This window comes from Kitasatospora sp. NPDC057692, assembly GCF_042799475.1.
Lineage (GTDB): Bacteria > Actinomycetota > Actinomycetes > Streptomycetales > Streptomycetaceae > Kitasatospora.
On the sequence record NZ_JBHVIV010000007.1, the window covers coordinates 150,828 to 175,517 of the forward strand.

Annotated in this window: 25 protein-coding genes; 14 read left to right on the forward strand and 11 right to left on the reverse strand. The window is 75.2% G+C overall.

Features of this window, described 5'->3' with window-relative positions; translation table 11 throughout:
* Positions 1-116: 116 nt before the first annotated feature.
* The gene (locus tag ACFVFS_RS06780; protein WP_380620979.1) at positions 117-1,607 is read right to left on the reverse strand and encodes a M28 family metallopeptidase; all 1,491 of its coding nucleotides are present in this window, start codon (positions 1,605-1,607) and stop codon (positions 117-119) included.
* Positions 1,608-1,836: 229 nt separating this feature from the next.
* On the opposite strand from ACFVFS_RS06780, the gene ACFVFS_RS06785 reads away from it, so the two are divergent.
* The 3 genes from ACFVFS_RS06785 (at position 1,837) to ACFVFS_RS06795 (ending at position 4,062) form a co-directional block, all read left to right on the forward strand.
* Positions 1,837-2,016: an antitoxin gene (locus tag ACFVFS_RS06785; RefSeq protein WP_380620905.1), complete on the forward strand. Its 180-nt coding sequence runs from the start codon at positions 1,837-1,839 to the stop codon at positions 2,014-2,016.
* Between the two features lie 236 nt (positions 2,017-2,252).
* Entirely contained in the window at positions 2,253-2,738 is a 486-nt protein-coding gene (locus ACFVFS_RS06790) for a cation:proton antiporter regulatory subunit (protein ID WP_380620907.1), read from the forward strand.
* A 7-nt stretch (positions 2,739-2,745) separates the two neighbouring features.
* Entirely contained in the window at positions 2,746-4,062 is a 1,317-nt protein-coding gene (locus ACFVFS_RS06795) for a cation:proton antiporter (RefSeq protein ID WP_380620909.1), read from the forward strand.
* Positions 4,063-4,117: 55 nt separating this feature from the next.
* Here ACFVFS_RS06795 and ACFVFS_RS06800 read toward each other — a convergent pair whose 3' ends face one another.
* Complete coding sequence (locus ACFVFS_RS06800) at positions 4,118-4,306, reverse strand: hypothetical protein (RefSeq protein WP_380620911.1); 189 nt, start codon at positions 4,304-4,306, stop codon at positions 4,118-4,120.
* Positions 4,307-4,379: 73 nt separating this feature from the next.
* Here ACFVFS_RS06800 and ACFVFS_RS06805 point away from each other — a divergent pair, with 73 nt between their 5' ends.
* Together ACFVFS_RS06805 and ACFVFS_RS06810 are read left to right on the forward strand one after the other, a co-directional pair.
* Positions 4,380-5,000 carry a TetR/AcrR family transcriptional regulator gene (locus ACFVFS_RS06805; protein WP_380620913.1) on the forward strand — a complete coding sequence of 207 codons (621 nt, stop codon included), beginning with the start codon at positions 4,380-4,382 and terminating at the stop codon, positions 4,998-5,000.
* A 5-nt stretch (positions 5,001-5,005) separates the two neighbouring features.
* Positions 5,006-6,376, forward strand: coding sequence for an MFS transporter (locus ACFVFS_RS06810; protein WP_380620915.1), 1,371 nt, complete (start codon positions 5,006-5,008; stop codon positions 6,374-6,376).
* A 106-nt stretch (positions 6,377-6,482) separates the two neighbouring features.
* Here ACFVFS_RS06810 and ACFVFS_RS06815 read toward each other — a convergent pair whose 3' ends face one another.
* Positions 6,483-6,821: a hypothetical protein gene (locus tag ACFVFS_RS06815; protein WP_380620917.1), complete on the reverse strand. Its 339-nt coding sequence runs from the start codon at positions 6,819-6,821 to the stop codon at positions 6,483-6,485.
* A 281-nt stretch (positions 6,822-7,102) separates the two neighbouring features.
* Positions 7,103-8,512 carry an MATE family efflux transporter gene (locus ACFVFS_RS06820; protein WP_380620919.1) on the reverse strand — a complete coding sequence of 470 codons (1,410 nt, stop codon included), beginning with the start codon at positions 8,510-8,512 and terminating at the stop codon, positions 7,103-7,105.
* Positions 8,513-8,721: 209 nt separating this feature from the next.
* Here ACFVFS_RS06820 and ACFVFS_RS06825 point away from each other — a divergent pair, with 209 nt between their 5' ends.
* From ACFVFS_RS06825 to ACFVFS_RS06835, 3 genes are all read left to right on the forward strand, one after another.
* Positions 8,722-9,264, forward strand: a complete 543-nt coding sequence (locus ACFVFS_RS06825; RefSeq protein ID WP_380620921.1) for a PadR family transcriptional regulator — start codon at positions 8,722-8,724, stop codon at positions 9,262-9,264.
* Between the two features lie 169 nt (positions 9,265-9,433).
* Entirely contained in the window at positions 9,434-10,357 is a 924-nt protein-coding gene (locus tag ACFVFS_RS06830) for a class I SAM-dependent methyltransferase (protein ID WP_380620923.1), read from the forward strand.
* 232 nt (positions 10,358-10,589) lie between these two features.
* Positions 10,590-11,543, forward strand: a complete 954-nt coding sequence (locus tag ACFVFS_RS06835) for an acyltransferase domain-containing protein (protein WP_380620925.1) — start codon at positions 10,590-10,592, stop codon at positions 11,541-11,543.
* Between the two features lie 24 nt (positions 11,544-11,567).
* On the opposite strand, the gene ACFVFS_RS06840 is transcribed toward ACFVFS_RS06835, so the two are convergent.
* Positions 11,568-12,398 carry an oxidoreductase gene (locus tag ACFVFS_RS06840; protein WP_380620927.1) on the reverse strand — a complete coding sequence of 277 codons (831 nt, stop codon included), beginning with the start codon at positions 12,396-12,398 and terminating at the stop codon, positions 11,568-11,570.
* A 130-nt stretch (positions 12,399-12,528) separates the two neighbouring features.
* On the opposite strand from ACFVFS_RS06840, the gene ACFVFS_RS06845 reads away from it, so the two are divergent.
* From ACFVFS_RS06845 to ACFVFS_RS06860, 4 genes are all read left to right on the forward strand, one after another.
* Positions 12,529-13,431: a LysR family transcriptional regulator gene (locus ACFVFS_RS06845; RefSeq protein WP_380620929.1), complete on the forward strand. Its 903-nt coding sequence runs from the start codon at positions 12,529-12,531 to the stop codon at positions 13,429-13,431.
* Between the two features lie 246 nt (positions 13,432-13,677).
* Positions 13,678-14,568, forward strand: a complete 891-nt coding sequence (locus tag ACFVFS_RS06850; RefSeq protein WP_380620931.1) for an oxaloacetate decarboxylase — start codon at positions 13,678-13,680, stop codon at positions 14,566-14,568.
* Between the two features lie 8 nt (positions 14,569-14,576).
* On the forward strand, positions 14,577-14,858 hold the full coding sequence (locus ACFVFS_RS06855) for a hypothetical protein (RefSeq protein ID WP_380620933.1): 282 nt from the start codon (positions 14,577-14,579) through the stop codon (positions 14,856-14,858).
* On the forward strand, positions 14,855-15,970 hold the full coding sequence (locus ACFVFS_RS06860; RefSeq protein ID WP_380620935.1) for a bile acid:sodium symporter family protein: 1,116 nt from the start codon (positions 14,855-14,857) through the stop codon (positions 15,968-15,970). Before ACFVFS_RS06855 ends, ACFVFS_RS06860 begins: the two co-directional genes overlap by 4 nt.
* Positions 15,971-16,014: 44 nt before the next feature.
* Here ACFVFS_RS06860 and ACFVFS_RS06865 read toward each other — a convergent pair whose 3' ends face one another.
* A complete protein-coding gene (locus ACFVFS_RS06865; protein WP_380620937.1) occupies positions 16,015-16,635 on the reverse strand; it encodes a TetR/AcrR family transcriptional regulator in 621 nt (206 codons plus the stop codon).
* A gap of 118 nt (positions 16,636-16,753) precedes the next feature.
* Between ACFVFS_RS06865 and ACFVFS_RS06870 the strand changes: the two genes are divergently transcribed.
* Positions 16,754-17,776 (forward strand): hypothetical protein, encoded by a 1,023-nt coding sequence (locus tag ACFVFS_RS06870; protein WP_380620939.1) that lies wholly within the window; start codon positions 16,754-16,756, stop codon positions 17,774-17,776.
* A 108-nt stretch (positions 17,777-17,884) separates the two neighbouring features.
* On the opposite strand, the gene ACFVFS_RS06875 is transcribed toward ACFVFS_RS06870, so the two are convergent.
* On the reverse strand, positions 17,885-19,867 hold the full coding sequence (locus ACFVFS_RS06875; RefSeq protein ID WP_380620941.1) for a glycerophosphodiester phosphodiesterase: 1,983 nt from the start codon (positions 19,865-19,867) through the stop codon (positions 17,885-17,887).
* A gap of 270 nt (positions 19,868-20,137) precedes the next feature.
* Positions 20,138-20,839 (reverse strand): type 1 glutamine amidotransferase domain-containing protein, encoded by a 702-nt coding sequence (locus tag ACFVFS_RS06880; RefSeq protein WP_380620943.1) that lies wholly within the window; start codon positions 20,837-20,839, stop codon positions 20,138-20,140.
* Positions 20,840-21,001: 162 nt separating this feature from the next.
* Between ACFVFS_RS06880 and ACFVFS_RS06885 the strand changes: the two genes are divergently transcribed.
* Entirely contained in the window at positions 21,002-21,910 is a 909-nt protein-coding gene (locus ACFVFS_RS06885) for a LysR family transcriptional regulator (protein WP_380620945.1), read from the forward strand.
* Positions 21,911-21,919: 9 nt separating this feature from the next.
* Here the strand turns inward: ACFVFS_RS06885 and ACFVFS_RS06890 are convergent, their stop codons facing one another.
* The 3 genes from ACFVFS_RS06890 to ACFVFS_RS06900 are packed head-to-tail and all read right to left on the reverse strand — an operon-like array spanning position 21,920 to position 24,689.
* Entirely contained in the window at positions 21,920-22,924 is a 1,005-nt protein-coding gene (locus tag ACFVFS_RS06890) for an SAM-dependent methyltransferase (RefSeq protein ID WP_380620947.1), read from the reverse strand.
* A complete protein-coding gene (locus ACFVFS_RS06895; protein ID WP_380620949.1) occupies positions 22,921-23,541 on the reverse strand; it encodes a cysteine hydrolase family protein in 621 nt (206 codons plus the stop codon). Before ACFVFS_RS06895 ends, ACFVFS_RS06890 begins: the two co-directional genes overlap by 4 nt.
* A complete protein-coding gene (locus ACFVFS_RS06900) occupies positions 23,538-24,689 on the reverse strand; it encodes an isocitrate/isopropylmalate family dehydrogenase (RefSeq protein ID WP_380620951.1) in 1,152 nt (383 codons plus the stop codon). Before ACFVFS_RS06900 ends, ACFVFS_RS06895 begins: the two co-directional genes overlap by 4 nt.
* Between the last annotated feature and the right edge of the window lies 1 nt (position 24,690).

Sequence of the window (24,690 nt, forward strand, 5' to 3'; positions counted from 1 at the left end):
TGTCAGGCCACCGCCCCGCGCACCCATCGGACCCCCGCCGCCGGACGGCCGACCGGGTTGCCGGCCCGGTGCCGCCGCCCGCCGGACGGGCGGGGGGGGCACCGGGCCGGCGGACCTCAGGCCTCGACCCCGTCCGCGTGGCCCTCCTGCAGGCCGCCGCCCTCGGTGCGCTGCGGCGGGACCGGGGCCCGCAGCGAGGAGAGGTCCCAGGCGTAGGTGCCCACCGAGTCCGCGATGACGTCGATGTTGACGTCGAAGGCGTCCATGTCCACGTTGCGGAGGTCGTCGCAGGCCTTGTGGTAGCAGGGGTCGAAGGCCTGGCCGGCGGTCCCGCCGTACTTGGCGGCCTGGGCGGCGGTCTTGATCACCTCGGCGCCGGTGTCGGTGCCGCCGGCCGGGATGCCGGCGTCGATGAACGGACCGTAGTCGGAGCGGCCGGTGAAGTCGGTGCCCTCGTGCGGCAGGCCGCGCCGGTCGAGGTAGTCGGTGATGTGCCGCTCCAGCTGGGCGGAGCCCTCCGGACCGGGGCCGGAGCCGACGTGGTCGGAGTCGTCGCCGTCGTAGACGAACTGCGCGGAGTTGGGCGAGGCGATCATGTCGAAGTTCAGATAGAGCTTGATCTTCTTCCGGTCGGCCTCGGAGAGCGACTTCACGTACGCCGCGGAGCCCCGGAGGCCGAACTCCTCGGCGGACCACCAGGCGAACCGGACCTTGTTCCGCACCTGCCGGTCGCCGAGGTTCTTGGCGACCTCCAGGATGCCGGCCGAGCCGGAGCCGTTGTCGTTGATGCCGGGGCCGGCCTGCACCGAGTCCAGGTGCGAGCCGATCACCACGGTGTTGTTCGGGTCGCCGCCGCGGGTCTCGGCGATGACGTTCCAGGTGGTGCGCTTCTCCATGTGGGTGCGGATGTCCAGGGCGACGGTGACCGGGCCGGCCGCCGCCCTGGCGGCCAGCGCCTGCCCGGCGGCCTGGGAGATGCCGCCGGTCGGGATCCGGCCGAGGTCGGGTTCGCCGAGGGTTCCGTTGAGGTCGCCCTCGACGTTGTTGTAGATCACCGCGCCGAGGGCGCCGGCGTCGGCCGCCGCGGCCTGCTTGACCGCGAAGCCGCAGCCGCCGCGCCGGATCAGCGCGATCTTCCCGGTGACCGCCCCGGCGGCGTAGTCGGCGGCCTCGCAGCCGGTGGTGGCGTCGACCGGGACGACCGCGAGCGGGGCGCTCAGGCCGCTCTCCGGGCCGCCGACCGAGTAGGTCATCGCCTTGATCGCGATGTCCTCGGCCTGCGGGGAGACCACCGCGAACCGCTCGGACAGCTCCTGGAAGTACGTGTACTCGAACTCCTGCTTGGACACCTTGAGCCCGGCCCGGCGGGCCTGCTCGTAGACGTAGCGGGCGGACTGGTCGTGGCCGGCCGAGCCGGCCACGCGGTTGCCGCCGTTGCGGCGGGCGATCCGCTGGAGCGCCTCCAGGGTGTCGTAGGCGTCGTCCGCGCTGCTCTCCTCCACCAAACGGGTGGCCAGCTTGGCACCCTTCCGGGCCGGATCCGGGTCGGCGGCGGCGGCACCGGCGCCGACCAGCAGCAGCGGGGTCACCAGCGCCGCCACCGCCAGCGCGGCGCCCGCCGTCCGGCGGGTGGGGGCGGTGCGGGCGCGGAGGGTGGCGGCCGGGCGACCGGTCCGAGCGTTCAAGGCTTGTCCTTCCGACGGTCCGTGGGACTCCCGATTTGACATGTTCCTCGACGCCTTGCCAACCCCGGCGCACAAGCTGACCGGATGCGGACACCCCGGTGTGCGGCGATGCTGGGAGAGGTGGGGCCGTCTCATCCGGGAGTGTGACCACATGTCCATGTTGGATAAGCTCAAGAGCATGCTCAAGGGCCATGAGGAGCAGGCCGAGAAGGGCGTCGACAAGGCCGGCGACATGGTCGACGAACGCACCCAGGGCAAGTACAGCGGCCAGGTCGACGCAGGCCAGGAGAAGCTCAAGGAGCAGCTGCGCGACGACCGCCCGCCGCAGTAAGCCCCCTCCCCTCGCCCGGGCCGTCACGCAGTCTCCGGCCCGCCGCCCCGGTTCGTGTGCGCGCTTTCCGCGCCCGCACGGACCGGGGCACTATTTTTCAGACTTTACATACTCATTACTATTAGTCCGGTTGCGCGTTCGCGTGTCATACGCGGTCAGGCGCCGGTGTCCCCTGCTCCGGCGTGCCCGCGCCGCGCGCAGCCGCCCGGGAGCCCCCTGACGAGAGGACAGCAGCCATGTCGATCGCCCGTGTCCGGACCACTCCGCTTCCCGGTGTCGGCGTCCAGTACGACCTCACCACCCGAGAACAGCGGCACCTCTCCGTGATCGCCCACCGGGACGGCTCACGCAGCCTCAACGTCTACCACTCGGACGACCCCGACGCCTGCTCCCAGGCCTTCCGGCTGACCGCCGAGGAGTCCACCGCCCTGGTGGACGCCCTGACCCCGGTTCACCAGAACCCGGGCCTGCTGCACACCACCGACCTCGGTCTGGTCGCCGAGCGGCTCCCGGTCGACGGCACCTCGCACTGGAACGGGAGGCTCCTCGGCGAGACCCGGATGCGCACCGAGACCGGCGCCTCGATCGTCGCCGTGCTGCGGCGCACCGGCGCCGTCCCCTCCCCCGCCCCCGACTTCCGGCTGGCGGGCGGCGACACGCTCATCGTGATCGGCACCCGCGAGGGTGTGGACGCGGCAGCGGCGATCCTGGAGCGGGGGTGATCGGGGGGTGCACACCGCGACCGTCTTCATCGAGCTCGGCTCGGTCATCCTCGTCCTCGGACTGCTCGGCCGGATCGCCGGCCGCTACGGCTTCTCGCCGATCCCGCTCTACCTGCTCGGCGGGCTCGCCTTCGGCACCGGCGGGCTGCTCCCGCTGAGCGCCAGCGAGGAGTTCGTGGCGACCGGCGCCGAGATCGGCGTCGTCCTGCTGCTGCTGATGCTGGGTCTGGAGTACACCGCCGCCGACCTGGTCACCAACCTCAAGGCCCAGTACCCGGCCGGCGCGGTCGACTTCCTGCTCAACGCGATACCCGGCGCGGTCGCCGCGCTGCTGCTCGGCTGGGGCCCGGTGGCCGCCGTGGTGCTGGCCGGCGTCACCTGGATCTCCTCCTCGGGGGTCATCGCCAAGGTCCTCGGCGACCTCGGCCGGCTCGGCAACCGGGAGACCCCGGTGATCCTCAGCATCCTGGTGCTGGAGGACCTCGCGATGGCGGTCTACCTGCCGATCCTGACGGCCCTGCTGGCCGGGGCGGGTCTGGTCGCGGGCTCCGTCACGCTGGCCATCGCGCTCGCCACCGCCGGCGCGGTGCTCTTCGTCGCCCTCCGCTACGGCCGGCTGATCTCCCGGTTCGTGTCCCACGACGACCCGGAGAAGCTGCTGCTGGTGGTTCTCGGACTGACCCTGCTGGTCGCCGGCATCGCGCAGCAGCTCCAGGTGTCGGCGGCGGTCGGCGCGTTCCTGGTGGGCATCGCGCTCTCCGGCGAGGCCGCCGAGGGCGCGCACACCCTGCTCAGCCCGCTGCGGGACCTCTTCGCGGCGGTGTTCTTCGTCTTCTTCGGTCTCAGCACCGACCCGACCAGCATCCCGCCGGTGCTGCTCCCGGCCCTGCTGCTGGCCGTGGTCACCGCGCTCACCAAGGTCGCGACCGGGTACTGGGCGGCCCGCCGCGCGGGGATCGCCACCCGCGGCCGGTGGCGGGCCGGCGGGGCGCTGGTGTCGCGCGGCGAGTTCTCCATCGTCATCGCCGGCCTCGCCGTCACCGCCGGGATCGAGCCCGGCCTCGGCCCGCTGGCCACGGCGTACGTGCTGATCCTGGTGGTCACCGGCCCGCTCGCGGCCCGCTACACCCAGCCCGCCGTGGAACGCCTGGGCGGCGTCATCGCCCGGCGCAGTCGCCCCTGGGCACCCGGGGCGCGCGTCCCCGCGCAGGGCACCGCGGTGGACGGCGCCCCGGTGGACCGCGCGGTGGTGGACGGCGCGGAACCGGTGGAGGATCCGGTGGACGAGCAGTCCGGTCAGCCGCTCGACGGCCTGTCGCGCTGACCCCGCCCTGAACGGCGCGCCGTCGCGCCCGTCGAACGCCCGGCCCCCGGGCGGCTCACCTCCGGTGGTCCGCCCGGGGGCCGCCGCCGTCCTCGACGACCCCGTGCCCGGGGGCCTCGGCCCGCTCGGCCCGCGCGCCGCTGCCGCAGTGCTCGCAGGGGCCCGGTCCGGACCGCTCGCGCAGCTTTCCGCACTCGTCGCACACCCGGTCCAGCCAGCAGGCCGGTTCTCCGCCCTCGTCCATCCCCCGATTGTGCCCGCCGACCGGCTCCGGCTGCGAGTAGACAGTGTCTACTCGACCTTGGTAGACACTCCCCATGACCGAACAGGACCATCCCACCGGCCTGCGCGACCGCCTGGTCGCGGCAGGGGTCGAGCTGCTCGCCCTGGAGGGCGTGCACGCCCTCACCCTGCGCGAGATCGCCCGCCAGGCCGGGGTCTCGCACGGCGCCCCGCGCCGGTACTTCGCGACCCATGCCGAACTGCTCGCGGCCATCGCCCGGCACGGCTTCGGCGAGCTGGCCGACGCCCTGGGCCTCCGTGGCTCCGACGCCGCGACCGCCGTCCACGGCCCCGCCGAGGCCCGCACCCGGCTCGAACGGCTCGCCCGCGACTACCTCGCCTTCGCGGCCGACCGGGCGGGCATGTTCGAGCTGATGTTCCGCCACGACGTCCTGGAGGGCAGCGGCACCGGGCTGCGGGCCACCTCGCTCCCCCTGTTCGACGCCCTCACCCGGCTGGTCGCCGAGGTCCACCCGGCCACCGGCACCGCCGACGGCCCCGACCCGACCGCGGTCGCGGCGGCGCTCTGGGCCAACCTGCACGGCCTCGCCCAGCTCCGCGCCTGGGGCAGCCTCGGACTCGCCACCGGGACCGACGCCCTCGGCCCCGTGCTGCGCGCCACCCTGGACGCCCACCTCGGCCCGGGGCCCCGGTGAGCGCGGTGGGGACCGCCGATGCGGCGGGCACCACGGGCGCGCGGCGCCTCACCCTGACCGGCAGCGTCCTCGGCGCCGCGATCGTCGCCCTCGACGGAACGGTGCTCACCGTCGCCCAGCCCAGCCTCCAGCGCGATCTGCACGCCTCCCTCCCGGCCGTGCAGTGGACCAGCACCGCCTACCTGGTCACGGTGGCCGCCCTGCTCGTCCTCGCCGGCCGGCTCGGCGACCGCTACGGCCACCGCCGGGTCTTCGCGGTCGGGGTGCTCGGCTTCGGCGCCGCCTCGGCCGGCATCGGCCTCGCCCCCGGCATCGGCTGGGTGATCGGCCTGCGGATCCTCCAGGGCGCCGCCGGCGCGCTGCTCCAGCCCGCCACCCTGGGACTGCTGCGCGCCGTGTACCCGGCCGAACTGCTCGGCCGGGCGATCGCCCTGCGCACCAGCGCGATCGGGCTCGCGGCCGCCGCCGGCCCGCTGGTCGGCGGCGCCCTGACCACGCAGCTGGGCTGGCGGTCGGTCTTCTTCCTGACCGTCGTCCCCGCCGCCGTCGCCGGAGTGGCCGCCCTGCTGGTCCGGCCGCCCGTGCCTGCCGCCACCGACCGCGCCACCGGACTGGACCTGCCGGGCGCCGCGCTGCTCGGCGGCGCGCTGACCTGCCTCGCGCTCACGCTGGTCGGCCTGCCGGAGCGCGGACCCACACCCGCCACCGGCCTCGGGCTCACGGCCTCGGCCGCCCTCGGCGCGGTCCTCGTGCGCCACGAGCGGCGCGCCCGGTCCCCGCTGCTGCCGCCCTCCGTTGTCCGCGCCCCGGCCGTGGCCCCCGCGCTGGGTGTGCTGCTCGCCGCCTCGGCGGCGCTCTCCGGCACGCTCTTCCTCGCCACCTACCTCCTCCAGGACGTGCTCGGCCTCGACCCGCTGGCCGGCGGGCTCCGGGCGCTGCCGCTGGCGGTCGCGATGGTGGCCGCCGCACCCGCCTCGGCGGCCCTGGCCCGCCGTCACGGGCCGCGCCGCACGGTCGTCGCGGGGATGTCCTCGATCGCCCTGGGCGCCCTCGGGGTCGCGGCCTTCCGGCCGGACACCCCGGCACTCGCGACCGGAGCGGCCTTCCTGGTGCTGGGCGCGGGCTTCGGCGCGGTGCTGGCGACGGCGACGGCCGCGCTCGTCCGTGCCGCTCCGGTGCGCGACGCGGGTGTGGCGGGCGGGCTGCAGCAGACGGCGATGAACGTCGGGCCCGCCCTCGGCGTGGCCGTCGCCACCACCCTGACCGCCGGCCGCCCCCTGGCCGACGCCCTCCCCCCGGCCCTCGCCGTCCTGGCGGCCGCCGCCGCGGGCGGCGCACTGCTCGCCACCCGGCTTCCGGCGACGCGGACGGCGTGACCGTCCGGCTTTCGGGCCACCCACCCGTTCGGGGCTCCGAAACGGCTCGGACCGGCCGCGGTTCCACGGCCGGTCCGAGCCGGTGACCGGCTCCGGCGACGCCCGCCTACTGCGCCGGGGCGCCGACGGCGGGCGCGTCGGCGTCCGTGGCCGCGGGCGGCCAGGCGGCGTCCGCGCCGGGAGCGGGCCAGGCCGCGTCCGCACCGGGAGTCGGCCAGGCCGGGTCCGTACCGAGAGCGGCCCAGTCGGCGTCGGCACCGGCGGCGGACCAGCCGGCGTCCGGGCTCGCGGCCGGCCAGTTCGCGTCGGCACCGGCGGGCGGCCAGCCTGCGCCCTCGGCGGCCGTGGGCCAGGCGATGCCCGTGTCGGCGGCGCCGGCGACACCGACACCCGTCAGGCACAGGACCGTGGCGGCGGCACCGGCCACGCAGAGCAGTCGTCTCATGGGAGAACCTCCTCGATGGGGGTGGGACTCCGCCAACAGTTCCCGTACGATCCATCCGGGTAACCGGCCATTCGCATGATCACCTCGACCGGCGGCGCCGCGGCGGTCGGAGGAGAGGTGGAGCAGGCCGGGGCCACGATAGGCGCGCAGGGCGTCGGCGGCCATCGGGTCGCGGTGCGGCGGCCAGAGCGGGGCGAGGACCCGGTCGGGATGGGCGGCGGCATCCTCGGCGGCCGCGAGCGCCACGGTGGCTGCACCGATCATGGCAGCCTGACGGCTGCTCAACTCCATGGCTCCGCCTTTGCTTTCGGACGGTCGTGCGCAGCACAGGCGGGCGCCTCGCGTTCAATCAAGCGAATTTCCGACGCCCCGTCAGTTCCGCCGGCGGCGGGCCCGAACTCCCTGGCGGCCGGTCGCGGGCGGGGCAGCAGCAGCCGGAGCAGGACGAGCTGGGCGACTGCGCCGATCACCATGCCGACCCAGAGGCCGTCGACGCCGAGCGGAGCCGACAGCGCGGCGCCGGAGGCGAGTTGGACGGTGAGGCCGAGCAGTACGGCGAGCACCAGCGGTCGGCCGGCGCCGGCGCCCTGGTGGACACCGCCGAGGGCGACCACCAGGGCGTAGGGCAGCAGATGGAGTCCGGCCATCCGCAGGAAGCCGACCGCCTGGCCGGCCACCGCCGGGTCGTCGGTGAACAGCGCCGCGACCGGCACCGCGGCCGCCGCGCAGAGCACGGCGGCGCCCGCACCGAGCGCGGCGGCCAGTTTCGCGGTGTCGCGGCCGAGCGAGCGCACGGCTCCGGCCGATCCCGCCCCGACCAGGCGCGCGGCCTCGATCGCGGCGGCCTGCCGGACGGCGTAGAAGGCCATGGTGACGATCAGCAGGACCCGGTAGCCGACCCCGTACCCGGCCACGGCGGGCACGCCGAAGGAGGACACCAGCACGAGCTGCGCCGCGCCGACGCCCATCCGCGCGGTGAAGTCCAGGCCGAACGGCGCACCGGCGGCGGCGATCGCCCGGGCCTCGGACCGCAGTCCGCCCGCCGGTGCCGGAAGCCGGTGCCGGCGCCGGAGCAGCAGGGTGACCGCGAGCGCGACGGTCCGGGAGGCGGCCAGGGCGAGCGCGGCGCCGGTCACGCCTAGCGCGGGGAACGGGCCGGGCCCGAGGATCAGCAGCGGGTCCAGCGCGAGCAGCAGCGCGTTGGAGAGCAGGGCCGCCCGCATCGGCGTCCGGGTGTCGCCGACGCCCTTGAACAGCTCGTCGGCGACGCGCTGGCCGAAGAAGAGCGCGAAGGCCGGGAAGGCGACGGTGAACCAGTCGGCGGCGAGTGCGGCGGCCTCGCCGTCCAGGAAGACGGCGGCGAGCCGCTCCCGGAGCAGGAAGCCGGGGAGGGCGAGGAGGAGGCTGCCGACCGCGCAGAGCCGCCAGGCGGCGCGGGCGACCCGCCCGGCCGCGTCCAGGTCACCGGCGCCGTGCGCCCGCGCCAGTCGCACGGTCGTCCCCGAGGCGACCACCAGGACCAGGCCGAGGAGCAGGTTCTCCACGGTGCCGGCCAGGGTGACGGCGGCGACGGCGGGACCGCCGAGGCCTGCCACCCAGAAGGTGCCGAGGATCGTGGCGACCACCCCCGACAGCAGTTCGCCGTAGACCGGTCCCGCCAGTGCGACGAGCCGCGGCAGATGCCCCCGCATGGTCCCTCCCCGTTGTCCCCGTTGTGCCCGTTGTCCCTGCCGTTCCGGCGGCCCGGGCGGTGCGCAGCTCCGGCCCACCACCTCGAATAGAGATACATCGAATCGATGCACATCGACAAGAGGTAACATGGCTCCGCACGAGGGCGCGCGGCCACGGGGCGCGCACGCCGGTGCGGACGGAACGCCACGACGACGGAGAGGCCTCGACCGTGCTGACGCTCGCGATCCTCGGGTTCCTGCACGACGAACCGCTGCACGGCTATCAGTTGAAGTCCCTGATCACCGGCCTGACCGGCCATGCCCGCCCGGTCAGCGACGGCGCGCTCTACCCCGCCATCACCCGGTTGGAGAAGGCCGGACTGCTGCGGCGGCGCAGCGAGCCGGGCAGCGGAGCCGTCCCCCGGCAGGTGCTGGAACTGACCGCCGAGGGGCGGACCGAGCTGGAGCGCCGGCTGGCCGATCCGGAGGAGGTCGAGATCTCCGACCAGATCCGCTTCTTCACCGTCGCGGCCTTCCTGGACCGACTGGCCGACCCGGTCCGGCAGGCCGCGGTGCTGCGGCGGCGGCTCGCCTTCCTGGAGGCGCCGAGCAGCTTCTTCTACGACGCCGAGGGCCGGCCGGTCACCGCCGAACGCGAGCCCAACCCGTTCCGGCGCGGCATGCTGCTGGTCGCCCGCGCCTCGGGGGCGGCCGAGCGGGCCTGGCTGGTGGAGACGATCGGCGCGCTGGAGCGCGAAGTACCGGACGTGTGAACGGAAGCGGACCGCTTCCGTCCGAGGGGGTCCTGGCCAGGCGCGGCGTGGCTATGATGAGCCGCCACACACCACGGCCGATCCGTCCGGTACCACGGCACCGCCGCGCGTGACCAGAGGGCGCGGGCCCACCCCGGGCCCGCTCCGTCCCGTCCCCAGGGAGACCGTCGTGCCCAGCGCCGAGACCGCCGCTTCCGCTCGACCCGCCGCCGACCGGCCCACCGCCGCCGCTCCGGGCGCGCCCCTCGCGCCCGCGCGCCAAGCGGACATCCCCGGCTGGTTCTTCCGGCTCGACCAGGAGGCCTTCCGGCACCTGCTCACCGCCCAGAGCGAGGCCGGGCTCACCGGCGACATCCTCGAACTCGGCAGCTACCTGGGGCGCAGCGCCGTCCTGCTCGGCGACCACCTTCGGCCGGGCGAGCGGCTGACGGTCTGCGACCTGTTCGACTCCGCGGCGGGCGACGCCGACAACGACGCCGAGATGACGATGTCCTACCGGGACTCGCTGACCAGGCGCGGGTTCGAGGCCAACTACCTGGCGTTCCACCCGGAGCTGCCGACGATCGTCCAGGCGCCGACCTCCGTGCTGGCCGACGGCCGCATCCCGGCCGGCAGCTGCCGGTTCGTCCACGTCGACGCCTCGCACCTCTACGAGCACGTGTCCGCGGACATCGAGGTGGCGCGGAGGGCCCTGGCCGGGAACGGACTGGTGGTGCTGGACGACTACCGCTCGGAGCACACCCCGGGCGTGTCGGCGGCGGTCTGGCAGGCGGTGTTCACCGGCGGGCTGCGGCCGGTCCTGCTGACGCCGATGAAGTTCTACGGGACGTGGGGCGACCCGGAGCCGCTCCGCGAGGCGCTGCTGGCCCGGGACTGGCGGGCCGAGGGGTTCACGGTCGACGAGGACGCCATCGCCGACCGGCGGGTGCTGCGGCTGAACAACGCGGTGCGGCCGGCGCCGGCGCGCTCGGCACCGCGCCGACTGCTGCTGGAGCTGCTGCCCCCGGCGGCCACCCGGGCGGTCCGGCGGGGTCTGCGGGCGCTCCGGGACCGGCGCGGCGCACGGCCGGGCGGGGTCGCCGCACCGCGCTGACCAGGCGCGGACCGTCACCGAGGTGCCGGTGTGGTCGCGGTCGGCGCACAGCGGCGCACCCACCGGACCAGGTGGTGACCGGGACGGCGCTCGGCGGCGTCTGCGCGCCGGTCCTCACACTGTTGCGCTGGTCCCGCCGTGTGGACGCCCCCCGGCGCGCGGGTGGCCCGCCGATAGGGTCGACCGGTCCGCCGGTCCCGTCGGCGGACCGATCCCGCACCGTGGAGGGCCCGTGGAACCGCGACCGCCGCACCTGTCCGACCGGCCGGAGCCGCCGGGGTCGGTCGACCCCTGCCTCCCGGCCGACGAGGAGCTGGCCGAGGCCCTGCTGGCGCTCGCGGTGCCCTTCGGGGAGGTGAACGGCCTGCTGGCGGCCCGCACCCGGCTGGCCCGGGACGCGGGGCTGCGCACGCTGTTCGAGGAGGCGCTGCACACCCAGGCGGCGGCCGTGGGGACGCTCGGGCAGCCGGCCGGGATCGACCGCGACTGGCCGGCGGGGGTCGCGGACGGCGCGGCGTTCGCCACGCTGCTCTTCACCGCGCTGGCCCCGCGCACCCGGGCCCACCACCGCGCGCTGGGCGTCCCGCCGGAGGTGACCCGGTCGACGCTGGCCGACCTCGGTCGGCAGCTCGCGGTGAGCCGCTGGCGCGGCCGCCCCGGGCTGGGCAATCCGCGCTGGCTGACGCTCCACTTCCGGGGCGAGCTGTTCCACCTGGGCCGACTGCAGTTCCAGCGCCGGCGGCTGACCGGCGCGGAGGCCGCGGCGGCCCGGGCGGCGGGGCTCGGTGAGTGGAGCCTCCAGGTGCACATCCCCGACCACTGCGGCCCGCTCTCCCCCGCGGCGTGCGACCGCGCGCTGGACCGGGCCCGGACCTTCTTCCCCCGGCACTTCCCCGACGAGCCGTACCGCAGCGCCCGCGTCTTCTCCTGGCTGCTCGACCCGCAGCTCGCCGACCACCTGCCCCCGGAGTCCAACATCGTGCGCTTCCAGCGGCGGTTCGCCCCGCTGCGGCGGCCGGGCCTGCCGCCGCAGCCCGAGGACGCCAATCCGCTGCGGTACGTCTTCGGCGACGTCGACCGGCCGCTGGAGTCGCTCCCCCGGGACACCGCCGTCCAGCGCGCCCTGGTCGACCACCTGCGGGCGGGCGGCCACTGGTACGTGTGCGGCGGCTGGCTCGCGCTCTGAACCGGGACCGGCGCCCGGTCCGGCTCAGGCGTCGAAGGCCGTGGCCCTGGACCTCTCCTCCCAGGCGGCGACGTCCTCCCGGACCTGGTCGAGATGGGCGAGGACGGCGTCGACCGAGTCCTCGCCGAGCGGCAGCCGCAGCGGCGTCCGCTCGGCCTCCAGCGCGGCCAGGATGACCGCCGCCGCCTTGTCCGGGTCACCGGGCTGCGAGCCGTCCCGGCCGGCCACGAACGCGCGGGTCCCGCTCACCGTGGGGTAGCTCCCGCTGTCCGCGCTGGCCCCGGCGCGGCCGGCCTCGAACAGCGAGGTCCGGAACGCGCCCGGCTCCACGATCAGGACCTTGACGCCGAACTCGCGCACCTCGTCCGCGAGCGCCTCGGACAGGCCCTCCAACGCGAACTTGGTCCCGCTGTAGGCGCCGAAGCCCGCGAAGGACAGCTGTCCGCCCACGCTGCTCAGCTGCACGACCGCCCCCGAGCGCCGTTCCCGCATGTGCGGCAGCACCGCCCTGACCAGTGCCGCCGGGCCGAAGAAGTGCACGTCGAAGAGATCGCGCAGCTCCTCGTCCGTGGTCTCCTCGACGGCGCCGACGTGGGTGCGGCCCGCGTTGTTCACCAGCACGTCGATCCGCCCGTGCCGGGCCAGGACGTCGCGCACGGCGTCCCCGATCGCGGCCGTGTCGGTGACGTCCAGGGTCAGCGCCTCCACCTGGTCGGGATGAGCGGCCGTCAGATCCTCCAGCGCCTCCGGGCGCCGTACCGCGCCGACCACCACGTCACCGGCGGCGACGGCCGCCCGGGTGATCGCGCGTCCGAAACCGCTGCTCGCACCGGTCACCAGCCATACCTTGTTCACGACAACTCCCCGTTGTTCCAGTGGATCCGGCCATTCCGGAGGATCCCGTCGATCCGGTGTCCCCGGACGCCGGTCAGCCTGCCGCCCCGGGCCGTTGCCCGTCCAAGACCGACAGTGATAACCAACGGTTATGACCATGGACGTCCGGGCCCGGGACCTTCGCTACTTCGTCGCCGTCGCCGAGGAACTGCACTTCACCCGCGCCGCCGAACGGCTGTACGTCTCGCAGCCCGCACTGAGCAAGCAGATCCGGGCGCTGGAGCTGCGGCTGGGCGCGCAGCTGTTCCGCCGCGGCCGGAGCGGGGCGGCGCTCACGGCCGCCGGCGAGGCGCTGTTACCGCACGCGCGGAAGGTGCTGGCGGCCTGGCAGGAGGGCGCGGCCGCGCTGGAGGCGGCCAAGGCCGAGCAGCGCAGCACGCTCGTGGTGGGCATGAGCACCAGTCCGGCCCGGGGCGGCCTGCTCCCGGCCGTCCGCTCCCGCTTCGGCGCCGCGCATCCGCACGCCACCACCCGGCTGCGCCAGGTGAGCTGGGAGGACCCGACCGCGGGCCTGGCGGACGGCGGCGTCGACATCGCCTTCGTCTGGCTGCCGCTGCCCGACCGGGAGCGCTACGGCTGGACGGTGGTCGCCGAGGAGCCCCGCCTGGTCGCCCTCCCCGACACCCATCCGCTGGCCGCCCGCGCCGAGCTCGACTTCGCGGACCTGGTCGACGAGCCGTTCCTCGCCCTGCCCCCGAGCGCGGGCCCGCTGCGGGACTTCTGGCTGGCGCTGGACGCCCGGGCCGACCGGCCGCCGCGGGTCGGCGCCGAGGTCGCCGGTGTGGAGGAGACGTACGAGGCGCTGATCGCGGGCCTCGGCGTCTGCCTGGTGGCGGCGGGCAACGCCCCGCTGATCGCCCTGGACGGTGTCACCACCCGTCCGGTGCGGGGCATCGGCACCAGCCGCTACGCCCTGGCCTGGCGCCGCGAGGACGAGCACCGGCCGCTGGTGCGGGCGTACGCCGAGGCCTGCCGGGACACGGTCGCCGGGTAGCGGGGCCGGGAGCGGGACCGGGAGCGGGATCAGGAGCGGGATCAGGAGCGGGCCGACGGCGGAGAAATTCATCAGATTTCTCTTATCTATATGACCGCATTCACTCCAACGAGGGAACTTCATTTAAAGATTTGCCCACGGAACATTAAAGGCCGCATAGTGATGGAGCCTCAGTTGACCCTAGGAATGGCCAACTTATGGCAAAGGACCGTGCGCGTCCGGCACGAGTCCCCGGTAGAGAAGGAGATGGCGTTGCGTCACGAGAACCTTCACGACGGCTACGGGCAGCGGCTGCGCGAGCGGATCGCCGCCCCGGGAACGACCCCGCTCATCGGTGTCTACGACATGTACTCCGCCTCCATCGCGGCCGCGCACTACGACGGCATGTTCGTCTCCGGCTTCGGCTTCGCGGCCTCCTACTACGGCCTGCCCGACATCGGCTTCATCGCCTGGCCGGACATGGTCGCCTTCGTCGAACGGCTCCGCGGCGCCTTCCCCCGGCACCACCTGCTGGTCGACATCGACGACGGCTACGTCGACCCCGAGGTGGCCTGCCACGTGGTGCGGCGGCTGGAACGGATCGGCGCCTCGGGCGTCATCCTCGAGGACCAGAAGCGGCCCCGCCGCTGCGGCCACGCCGACGGCAAGCAGGTCCTGCCCCTCGACGAGTACCTGGAGAAGCTGGACCAGGTCCTCGCCGCCCGGAGCGACCTCGTCGTGGTCGCCCGTACGGACGCCACCGAGGAGTCCGACATCCTGCGCCGGGCCGAGGCGCTCGCCGCCACCGACGCGGACGTGGTGCTGGTCGACGGCGTGCGCAGCGAGGAGTGGATCCGCCGGATCCGCCGCGTGGTGGGCGACAAGCCGCTGCTGTTCAACCAGATCGCCGGCGGCAAGTCGCCCCGGCTGTCGCTCTCCGAGCTGGGCGCGCTCGGGGTGGACGTCGCCATCTACAGCACGCCCTGCCTCTTCGCCGCCCACCAGGCGATGGACGAGGCGCTCGCCGGGCTGAAGGTGGCGGACGGGCGGCTGCCGGCCGCCGCCGGGGAGCGGCAGGAGATCGGCGTGCGCGAGTCCACCGAGCTGCTGGAGCGCAACATCCCCCGCCCGCACACCCGCGAGGAGGTGGGCGTGTGACGCTCCGGATGCCGCGATCCCCCCGGCGGGCCGCGGCGGCCGGGCTCGTCGGGGCCTGGACCGTGCTGGGCTGCGCCGCCGCGCCGGAGGCGTCCGCCGCCGCTCGCAGCCTCGTCACGGTCATCGACAACTCGGGGGCGGACTCGATCGTCGAGGTCGACCGGACGGCCGACCTCCAGCTCGGGCGCGGCTCGGCCGGCAGCGACCACGACGGCTCCACCGCCCTGGCCACCGGTCTGTTGGGCACCGCCCTGGCGCTCCCGGAGTCGGAGGAAGGGGGCGAGGAATGAGTACGGCCCGTCAGCACCGGGCGCCGCCCGCAGCGCCCGCGGCGCAGGCCCGGGGCCACCCGCCGGGCAGGGGTGAGCGGCGGCCGTGGTGGCGCGCGCTGGACCCGTATGTGGCGGCGCTGGCCGGGGCGGTGGCGCTGGCCGCGCTGCTGCCCGCCACCGGGCGGGCGGCGCTCGCCGCGGACCTGGCCTGCGACCTCGCGGTGGGGCTGCTCTTCTTCCTCTACGGCGCCCGGCTCTCCACCCGGGAGACGGTCGCCGGGCTGCGTCGGCTGCGGCTGCACGGCCTCGTCCTGGCCGCCACCTTCGTCCTGTTCCCGCTGCTCGGAGCGGCCCTGACGGCACTGGCGCCCGGACCGCTCACCGAGCAGCTGCGAACGGGGGTGCTGTTCCTCTGCCTGGTGCCGTCCACGGTGCAGTCCTCGGTGGCGCTCACCGGTGCCGCACGGGGGGACGTCCCGGCCGCGATCTGCGCCGGCGCCTACTCCAGCCTGGTGGGCCTGGTGCTGACACCGCTGCTCGCGGCCTGGCTGCTGGGAGCCCGGGCGGCACTGTCGGCCGACGGCCTGCTGCGGATCTGCGCCCAGTTGCTCGCGCCGTTCGTGCTCGGGCAGCTGCTGCGGCCGTGGATCGGCGGCTTCCTGGCCCGGCACCGCCGGGTGCTCGCCCCGGTCGACCGAGGTTCGATCCTGCTGGTCGTCTACACCGCGTTCAGCGGCGCGGTGGCGCAGGGCGTCTGGTCCACCGTCACGCCGTCCGCCCTGGCCGCGCTGGCCGGGGTCCTGCTGGTCCTGCTCCTGGCCGCCCTGGCCGCCGTGCGGCTCGGCGCGCGCCTGCTGGGCCTCGACCGGGCCTCCGCGATCGCGGCCGTGCTCTGCGGCTCGCAGAAGAGTCTGGCCGGCGGTCTGCCGATGGCCACCGTCCTCTTCGGCCCGCAGGCCGGGCTCCTGGTGCTGCCGCTGATGATGTACCACCAGCTCCAGCTGGTGGCGGGGGCCCTGCTCGCCGGCCGCTGGGCCCGGACGGCGAGCGGCCCGTCGGACGGCGCCGGGGCGGCTGCCGCCGAGGGCTCGGCCCCTCCCGCGCGCGCCTCTCCCGAGGCCGCACACTGAGGCCGCGCACTGGGGCCAATGGCGTCCTCAGGCCGGTGGTGTCCTCAGGCCGGTGGTGCGCTTCGGCCGCGTACCAGTGGCAGGTACACCTCGTCGACGATCTCGACGAGGACCTCGTCGGGGGCGGTGGGGGCCCCGCGCACGACGAACTCGTTGCGCAGCAGGGTCATGGCAACGGTGGCGACCCTGGGGTGGAGCGCTTCCGGGGAGGCCTCGCCGCGTGCGATCGCGCGCCCCAGGATGGTCAGCCAGGGGGCGGCCGCCGCCTCACCGGACTGCTCCTGGAGCTGGGTCAGGAGTTCGGTGGCGCCGCCCGCCGCGGCGAGCAGCTCCCGCAGGATCGCGCCCTGGGGGGAGCTCCAGTAGCGGTTCGCCTGACGGAGCCACTCCAGGACGTCGCTCCGCAGGCTGCCGGTGTCGGGCGGCTGGACCGTTGTGGCGATCCGCCGGTAGGCGGCGACGGCGAGGGCGAGGCGGTTGGGCCAGCGGCGATAGAGGGCGTTCTTGTTGGTGCCCGCGCGAACGGCGACCTTGTCCATGGTCAGGCCGGAGAACCCGGACTCGGCGAGCTCGTCCGCCGCCGCGCGCAGGATCGCGTCCTCCAGGGCCGCTCCACGTCGCCGGGTCTGCCCGGCACCCGGCGGGCCCGTCGGCTGCTCCGGCACGGCCCCTCCTCACCGTCGACACTCTCCGTACCTTCCGATTCTGGCCGCCTGCCCAGAGCTTCCACAAATAGGGTACGTTCAGTACCGTAAATCTTGCCGATCGAGGAGGGGGCGACGGATGCGCGCCAAGGGCATCAGCTACGACACCGGATTCACCCGCGACGGCCACCTCGGCCGTGCGCGGTTCGACCCGGAGGTGGTGCGGCGGGAGCTGGCCGTCATCCGCGACGACCTGCACTGCACCGCGGTCCGCGTGATGGGCGGGGACCCGGACCGGATCGAACTCGCCGCCGGGTACGCCGCCGACCTCGGGCTGGAGGTCTGGTTCTCCCCCTACCCGCTGGAACTGACCGCCGAGGAGATGCTGTCCCTCTTCGCCGACTGCGCGGAGCGCGCGGAACGGCTCAGGCTCCGCGGAGCCGAGGTCGTGTTCGTCACCGGCGCCGAACTGAGCCTGATGAACAAGGGGTTCCTGCCCGGCGACAGCACCGACGAGCGGGTCGCGCTCCTGAGCCGACCCGAGCAGGCGCGCGAGCACATCGGCGCGGCCGGCGCCCGGGTCAACGCCTTCCTGGCCGAGGCCGTGGCGGCGGTCCGCGCACGCTTCGGGGGCAAGGTCACCTACGCCGCCGTACCGCTGGAGAACGTCGACTGGGCCCCGTTCGACTTCCTCTCCCTCGACCTCTACCGGTCGGCCGAGGTCGCCGACCGGTTCACCGCGGGCATCGAGCAACTCGTCGCCCAGGGCAAGCCGGTGGCCGTCACCGAGTTCGGCTCGGCCTCCTACCGGGGCGCCGGCGAGCGGGGAGCGCGCGGCCTGGAGATCGTCGAGTACCGGGGGAACACCGCCGTACCGCTGCGACTCGACGGGAAGTACGACCGGGACGAGGCCGGTCAGGCCGCCTATGTGCGGGAACTGCTGGAGGCGTTCGACGCCGGAGGAGTCGACAGCACCTTCGTGTTCACCTTCGCCCTCTACGACTTCCCGCACCGCCCGGACGGCGATCCCCGCGAGGATCTGGATCTGGCGAGCTACGGCGTCGTGAAGGTCCTCGACGGCCGCCCCGGCACCACCCACCCGGACCTGCCCTGGGAGCCCAAGGCCGCCTTCACCGCGGTCGCCGACCACTACCGCGGCTGAACGGTACGTACGGAAGGGACGACGCGCGCAAGCGGACAACAACGCAAGGGGACCTCGCGCCGCGGTGGGCGGCACGAGGTCCCCGGTGAGGAACGCCGGGTGCGGGGGTCAGCTCCGCGGGGCGGCGTCCAGGCTGCGGGCATCGCCGGCGATCAGCCGGGCGCGGTCCGCGGGGACGCTGCGGCCCGCCTGGTTCTCGGCCCAGTGGGCGAGTGGCTGGTACTGGCCCTGGCCGAGCATCACCGTCAGGGTGGCGACGGCATTGCGGTCGGCGCCCGAAGTGAGCACCAGCGAGGCCAGACCGGCCGGCGTGGCCGCGACGGTGAACTCGGCGGTCGCCTCGGCGCGGCCGCCGGGACCGGTGGCCTCGGCGCGCAGGGTGTGCTTGCCGAGCGCAAGCGCCGTGGTGTCGAGGGCCGAGCCGACCGGCAACTCCTTGCCGTCCAGGGTGAGGCGGACGGTGTCGGCGCCGTTCGCCTGCACGGCGGTCACCGGCTGCTGGGCCCGGTCCAGGGCCGCGCCGGAGGCCGGCGAGGTGATCGCCACGGTGGGCGCGGCCGGCGGGGTGGTGACGGTGCCGCCCTGGAGCCAGGCGGAGTTCCAACCGGCCAGCTCCGCCGGGCGGTTGGTGATGACGCCGTCGACGCCGGCGGCCTCCAGGGCCTTCCAGCGGGTGGCCGAGTCGACCGTCCAGACGTTCACGGCGACACCGGCCGCGTGCAGGTCCTTCACCACGCCGAGGCGGGCCGCGAGGGCTCCGTCGGACGGGTTGTAGGCGGACAGGCCGAGCTGCTTGGAAACGGCCACCGGGTCGGCGTCGAGGTCGCCGCGCAGCAGGCCGAGGGGCAGCTCGGGAGCCAGCTCGCGGGTGTGGCGCAGGGCGTCGACCTCGAAGCTCTGCACGAACACCCGGCCGGTCATGCCGTGGTCGCGGATCTCCTTGACGATCCGGGCGACCTCGTCACGGGTGTGGGCGCCCTTGATCTCCAGCAGGAGCTTGCCGCCGCGGGTGCGCAGGTCCTCCAGCTGGGCGGCCAGGCTCGGCACCCGGGCGCCCGCGTAGGTCGGGCCGAACCAGGAGCCGGCGTCCAGCGCGTCCAGCTGGGCGGCCGTCAGGTCGCGGATGCGGCCCTTGCCGTTGGTGGTGCGGTCGACGGTGTCGTCGTGCAGCACGTAGGGGACGCCGTCCTTGCTGGGCTGGACGTCGTTCTCGATCCACTCGGCGCCGCCCCGGCGGGCGACCTCGTCCGAAGCCAGGGTGTTCTCCGGGGCGGCGGAGGAGGCACCGCGGTGGGCGAACACGGTGAGCGGCGAGCCGGCGGGGCGCAGCCAGCCGCCGGGGGCGAGGGCGGTCACCTTGAGGTCGTCGAAGGAGACCTTCGAGCCGTTGACCAGCAGGGCCTGGCCGCCGTCGGCGCTGCGGGCGACCTGGGTGGTGCGCATCGCCTCCTTGCCGTCGAAGATCCAGCGGGCGGTGGTGCCGTGCACCTCGACGGCGATCCGGACGTCGCGGCCGGTGCCCGCCGCGGTCGGGGCGGAGGCCGTGTTGGTGACGTTCCAGCCGTTGGCCGGGGTGCGCTGGGCGAACTCCAGGCCGTTGGCGGCGGTGGTGCCGGAGCGCATGGTGGCGATCGACCACGGCGTGGCGCCGCTCGCGGGGACGTCCAGGCCGAGGGCGGTCCAGCGGGCGGCGTCCTGGGCGCTCTCGAAGCGGGCGGTCGCCTCGATGCGGAAGTCGTCGAGGTGGCGGCCGAAGGTGATCCGGCTCTGCTGGCCGGAGTTGGCCGAGGTGCCGACCAGTCGGCCGTTCTCGACCTTCCAGTCGCCCTCGACGGCGTTCCAGCCGGCCGGGAGCGCGGAGCCGGAGAAGCGCTCGTCGACGACGACCTCACCGGCGGCCGGAACCGCGGCCGGAGCAGCGCCCGGGGCGGCGGCCGCGGCCGCGGGGGCGGCGTCGGCGGGCGCCGCGGGCTCGGCGGAGGCGGCGCTCGGGGCGGTCAGCGCGACGGTGGTGAGGCTCAGTGCGGAGGCGACGGCGGCGGCCAGCAGGCCGGTGCGACGTGCCCGGTGGGGGCGGTGACTCTGTGTCATGGGCGGCACGCTAGGGACGGCGCCCGAACCGGAAGCCACCACTCCGAAAACCGCTCGTGACCATTGCGCGTGCGGTTCGTGGTGATGGCGGACTCCGTGCGGCGAAGGGCCGGTTCGCCTCCGCACAGCACCAAGGGGAGTAATCCGGGAGGTCCTCCGCCGGAGAGCCCAGTGGACCTGCGGCGTTGCGCTCCGTGCAACCCGGAGGCCGCCGAGCGCCCCCCTCCCCCGCCGGCGGCACGCACCGCCGCGCGGCATCGCGCACGCACCTCAGGCGGACAGCCTCTTCAGCAGCTCGACCGCGAGCGGGGCCGCGGAGGCGGGGTTCTGACCGGTGACCAGGTTGCGGTCGACCACGACCTTCGGCGCCCAGGCCTCACCGGCCCGCACCTCGACGCCGGCCTCGACGAGGCGGTCCTCCAACAGCCACTTCGCCTTGTCGGCGAAGCCGGCCTGGGCCTCCTCCTCGTTGGAGAACGCGGCGACCCGGTAGCCCGCGAAGGCGTTGCCGCCGTCCTCCCCGACCGCGGCCAGCAGTGCGGCCGGCCCGTGGCAGACGACGCCGAGCGGCTTTCCGGAGCTCAGCGCGCGGACCAGCAGACGGCCGGAGTCTGCGTCGGCCGCCAGGTCCTCCATCGGACCGTGGCCGCCCGGGTAGTACACGGCGTCGTACTCGTCCAGCCGGACGTCCTCCAGCGCGATCGGGCGCTTGAGCTCCTCGGCGGCGGCGAGCACCTCCGCGACCCTCCGCGAGCCCTCCTCGCCGCCGTTGAAGTCCGGAGCGAGGCTGGCGGCGTCGACGGTCGGCACCACGCCGCCCGGGGTGGCCACGGTCACCGTGTGGCCGGCGCCCTTGAACGCCTCGTAGGGCGCGGCGGCCTCCTCGGCCCAGTAGCCGCTCGGGTGCCGGGTGCCGTCGGCCAGCGTCCAGTGGTCGGCGCCGGTCATCACGAAAAGGATCTTCTTCGACATGGTGTGGTCTCCGGGTTGTCGGCTCGTCAGACGGACGCGCTCCTGCCATCGACCGTAGGCGGGCCCCGCGGTCCGCACCAATCGGAAAACCGATACCGGACATCGGCCCCCGGATGACTCGCCACCGCCCCTTCGGCAGCCGCTTGCCCAGGATGGGCGCGCATGAGCGATAGGAATTCCCATGGGTCGGGGCCGCTGGACCTGAACCAGCTGCGCACCTTCCTGGCGGTCCACCGGACGGGATCGTTCACGGCGGCGGCAAGGCGGCTGCGGCTGTCCCAGCCGACCCTCACCGCGCAGATCCGGGCGCTGGAGGAGCGGCTGGGCCGGGAGTTGTTCGAGCGGCGTGCCCGGGGCGCCGTCCCGCTCCCCCACGCGGACGAACTCTCCGCCCGGTTGGCGGAACCGCTCGACCGGCTGGCGGACGTGGCGGGCGCGGGGCCCGACCGTGCGCCCGAGCCCGTGCACCTGGCCGGACCGGCCGAGTTCCTCTGCACCGTCCTGCTCGGCGCGCCGGCCCCGCTCACCGACCGGGGCGTCCGGTTGCGGGTGGCCACCGGGCTGACCGACCCGCTGCCGGCGGAGCTGCGCGCGGGGCGCCACGACCTGGTGGTCGCCACCCGCCGTCCGCGCGGCCGAACCCTGCTCGCCGAGCCGCTCTCCGACGAGGAGTTCGTCCTGGTCGCCGCCCCGGAGCCGGCCGGCCGCCTGGCCGGCGAACCGCTGCCGGACGCCCTGGAGCGGGAACCGCTGGTGGCCTGCGCCGAGGACCTGCCCGTCGCCCGCCGCTACCGGCGCCATGTGTTCGACCGCCGCCTCCAGGTCCGGGCCGCCGTCACCGTTCCGGACCTGCGGGGCGTGGTCGCCGCCGTGACGGCCGGGGCGGGCTGGACCGTACCGCCCGGCTACCTGTGCCGCGCCGAGCTCGACTCCGGCGCCCTGCGGCTGCTCCACCGCCCGGAGGACCCGCCGATCAACACCGCCTACCTGGTGCGGCGCCCGGGCCCGTCCGCCAACCCGCACGTCGCGCCGGTCCACGAGCGGCTGCTGTCCGCCGCCCGGACCTGGTGACCCCGGGAGTCACCCCCGCCCCGGTGCTCCCTCCCGGCGGCCGGCGCCGGGCAGCGGCCCCCGCGCGGCGAAGGTCCACCGGTTGGCGGCGAGCGCGTCGTCGGGCTCCGGCAGGGGCCCGCGGCCGTAGCGGCGGGTGAACTCGAAGGGTGTGTGGGTGGTGGTGGACCAGCCCCGGGCGGCCAGGTCCGCGGCGGTGTCGGGCCTGGGCTCGTCGTCGAACAGGGCCAGCAGGTCGATGTCGAGCCGGTCACGGGCCGCGAGGTACACGGGGTTGCGGCGCACCACGGCGGGCTCCATGCCGAGTTTCACCTCGTAGGCCAGGCTGCTCCCGGGGGCGCTCAGCCGGTCCACGGTGGCAACCAGCCGCGACTCGGCGGCGGCGGGCAGGTAGAGCAGCAGGCCCTCGGCGAGCCAGGCGGTCGGTTCACCGGCGCGGAAGCCCGCGGCGGCCAGCGCGCCCGCCCAGTCGAGGCGCAGATCGCAGGCCACCGGCACCCGCCGGGCCGTCGGCCGGACGCCGATCCGGTCGAGGACCTGCTGCTTGAAGCCGAGCACCCCGGCCCGGTCGAGTTCGAAGACGGTCGTGCCGGGCGGCCAGTCCAGCCGGTGGGCCCGCGCGTCCAGTCCGGCGCCGAGCAGCGCCACCTGGCGGGCCCCGAGCCGGGCGGCCCGCAGCAGGTGGTCGTCCAGGGTCCTGGTCCGCAGCGCGAAGTAGCCGCCGAGCCGCTCCCACAGCGGATCGGCCGCGCCGTCCGGGCCCTTCGGGACGTCGCGGGGGTGGACCGGCCACCGCGTGGACGCGCGGGCGGCGCGCACGAAGTGCTCGGCGAGGGGGTCCCGGGCCAGGGCGTCGGGCCGGCGGCTCTCGATCGCACGGGCGGCGGCGACCATCAGGGCGGTCCGTCCGACCCCCTCCTCGACACCGGCGGCACCGCCGGCCCCCGGGCCCCCGGCGCGGGTCGCGGCCCCGGGGGCCGCGGTCGTGACGGGGGCGGCCGCGGTGGCGGTCATGGGCTCTCCAAGTGCTCGGGAAGCCGTGTCCAGACGGCAGGTCGGTCGTGGGTGGTGACGCGGGCGCCGTAGACACGGCTCATGAAGCGCAGGACGTCCTCGTCCGCGTAGTGCAGGGCGGCGGTGCAGTCGCGGAGCACCGTCACGTGGAAGCCCTTCTGGAAGGCGGTGCGCGCGGTGCTGTCCACGCAGACGTCGGCGAACACGCCCGCGAACACCAGGTGCCCGATCCCGCGCCCGGAGAGGTGCGCGCCGAAGCCCTCGCCGAGGAAGGCGTCGAAGCAGGCGTACTTGGTGAACACCGCCTCGCCGGGCTCCGGCGCCACGGTGTGGAACTCGGCGCCCCAGCTCCCGTCGAGGCACTTGGGGCGCTTGCCGAGCACCGCGTCCCGGTGGCGCCAGGCGGCGCCCTGGTGGACGGGGTCGCCGAGGAACCGGACGAAGAGCACCTCGGTGCCGTGTGCCCGCGCGGTCTCCACGGCCCGGGCGGAGTTCGCCGCCACGGCGGCGAGGCGCTGCGGGTCCCCGGGGTAGCGGGCGGCGGCGACGGGGCCGGCGCAGAAGTCGTTCTGGAGGTCGACGACGACCAGCGCCGTCCGGTCCGTGCGGGCGGTCACGAACGGTCCGGGCGCGGGCCGACGGACAGCGGACCGGTGGCGAGCGGGTCCGCGGCCAGCGGGTCGGCCGCCAGCGAACCGGCCAACAGCGGGCCGACCGGCGCCGCTGCCGTCAGGGCTTCGAGCACGGCGTCGACCACATCGGTGGTGGAGTGCCGCCCGCCCAGGTCGGGCGTCCGCACGCCCCGTGCCCCGGCGGCGGCCAGGGCGCCCTCCACGGCGGCCACGGCGCCCCGGCAGCCCGCGTGCCGTTCGGCGACGGCCGCGGCGGCGCGCAGGGTGGCGACCGGATTGACGGTGTCCTTGCCGGCGAGGTCGTCGGCGGAACCGTGCACGGTCTGGTACTCCGCCAACTCCCCCAGCTCCGGGTGGAGGAGAACGTTCTCCGTGCAGCGGTTCTCCTGCCGCTCGCCCCCGAAGCGGTCGAGCAGGACGACGTGCATGATGTCGGCCCACTCGTTGCCCGCCACGACGACCGTGCGGTCGGCGAAGCCGTGGGTTATCAGGTTGCGGTTGACCGTGTCGGGCTGGAACAGCCGCACCTCGACACCGAGGCCCCGCGCTATGTCGTCCACCCAGTCGTCCAGGGCGCCGTCCAGCAGGTGGAACTTGTAGGCCATCACCACCCGGGCCGGCCCGCCGTCGGGCCACTGCCGCCAGGCGCGCCGGACCGCGAACTCCAGCACCTTCCCGGTGATCTCCCGGCTGAACTCCATGGTGCGGGTGACCACTCCCGGGGCGTGCCGGTTCTCACCCGTGTAGAAGCCCTGCGCCTCGTCCCGGACCAGCAGCAGCGAGGCGTCGCCGGCGGCGATCGGCTCGACCTTGACGGCCTGCAGCCGCTGGCGGACCAGGTAGAGCGACTGGGCGTTGACGGCCGTCCGGAAGACGGCCGTCGTGCCCGACCTCGCCCGGTCGCGGCAGAACCGCTCGTAGTGGCCGGCGTCCTCCTCGGTCAGCCGGCGGATCCGCTCGGTGTCGGCCACCTCCTCCCGGAGCGATACGTACGAGTGGTAGGTCCGCGGGGACCTCACGATCTCGACCCCGGCACCGTGCACGGCCGCGATCCGGTGCAGGGCCCGTTCGAAGACGGTCGCGAGCTCCGCGCCCGTACCCCGGCCCACGGCGAGTCCGACTGCTGGTTTCACA